The sequence below is a fragment of the Hydrogenophaga sp. genome (assembly GCF_031426985.1).
In the GTDB taxonomy this organism is placed as follows: Bacteria; Pseudomonadota; Gammaproteobacteria; order Burkholderiales; family Burkholderiaceae_C; genus Hydrogenophaga.
On sequence record NZ_JASJOY010000142.1, the window covers coordinates 1 to 1,449 of the forward strand.

Here is a 1,449-nt window from a genome sequence, read left to right on the forward strand (position 1 = left end):
CGCTCGTCAACGTCGTGCTCACGCCGTTGACCACCACCACCGGGGTGAAGGTCACCGTCGCGCTGCCGTTGTTGGACAGGGTCACCGTCGTGGTCACCGTGCTGCCCACCGCGCCCGAGGGGATCGGCTGGACGTTCACACCCGGATCGCTGAGCAGGCCCGTACCGGTTTCGGTATCGCTGTTGTTCGTGCTGTTGCTGTCGGGCACGCTGGGGGCCGTCACGTTGGCCGTCACCGTTGCGCCCGTGGCCGTCAGCGGCACCGTGATCGGTGCGCTGCTGGTGCTCTGGCCCGGCGCCAGCGTCACGCTCGTCAACGTCGTGCTCACGCCGTTGACCACCACCACCGGGGTGAAGGTCACGGTTGTGCTGCCGTTGTTGCTCAGGGTCACCGTCGTGGTCACCGTGCTGCCGGCCGCACCCGAGGGAATGGGCTGGACGTTCACACCCGGATCGCTGAGCAGGCCCGTACCGGTTTCGGTATCGCTGTTGTTCGTGCTGTTGCTGTCGGGCACGCTGGGGGCCGTCACGTTGGCCGTCACCGTTGCGCCCGTGGCCGTCAGCGGCACCGTGATCGGTGCGCTGCTGGTGCTCTGGCCCGGCGCCAGCGTCACGCTCGTCAACGTCGTGCTCACGCCGTTGACCACCACCACCGGGGTGAAGGTCACCGTCGTGCTGCCGTTGTTGCTCAAGGTCACCGTCGTGGTCACCGTGCTGCCCACCGCACCCGCGGGGATGGGCTGGACGTTCACACCCGGATCGCTGAACAGGCCCGCGCCACCTTCCGTGTCGCTGTTGTTGGCCGTGTTGCTGTCGGGCACGCTGGGGTTGGTGACGTTGGCCGTCACCGTTGCGCCCGTGGCCGTCAGCGGCACCGTGATCGGCGCGCTGCTCATCGTCTGGCCCGGAGCCAGCGTCACGCTCGTCAACGTCGTGCTCACGCCGTTGACCACCACCACCGGGGTGAAGGTCACGGTCGTGCTGCCGTTGTTGCTCAAGGTCACCGTCGTGGTCACCGTGCTGCCCACCGCACCCGAGGGAATGGGCTGGACGTTCACACCCGGATCGCTGAACAGGCCGACCGTGGTTTCTTGATCCGTGTTGTTGGACGAATTGCTGTCCGGAGCGGTGGCCGCCGTCACGTTGGCCGTCACCGTCGCCCCCGTGGCCTTCAGCGGCACTGTGATCGGCGCACTGCTGACGGTCTGCCCAGGCGCCAGCGTCACCGGAGCCAGTGTCGTCGTGTTGCCGTTGACAAGAATCTGCGGCACGAACGTGACCGTCACACTGCCATTGTTGGACAGCGTCACGGTCGTGGTGACCGTCGAACCCACGGCCCCGCTGGGAATAGGCTGAACATTCACACCGGGATCAGCAAAGAGTGCGATCCCCAACTCTGTATCGCTGTTGTTGGTGCTGTTGCTGTCGGGCACGCTGGGGGCCGTCACGT

General features: G+C 66.7%; 2 protein-coding genes. Both read left to right on the forward strand.

The annotated features are described in order from the left end of the window. A partial coding sequence (locus RMP09_RS16055; RefSeq protein ID WP_310566994.1) for a hypothetical protein occupies positions 1–1,094 on the forward strand: 1,094 nt, incomplete at its 5' end. A gap of 9 nt (positions 1,095–1,103) precedes the next feature. Then, positions 1,104–1,355, forward strand: a complete 252-nt coding sequence (locus tag RMP09_RS16060) for a hypothetical protein (protein WP_310566995.1) — start codon at positions 1,104–1,106, stop codon at positions 1,353–1,355. The last annotated feature ends 94 nt before the right edge of the window (positions 1,356–1,449 follow it).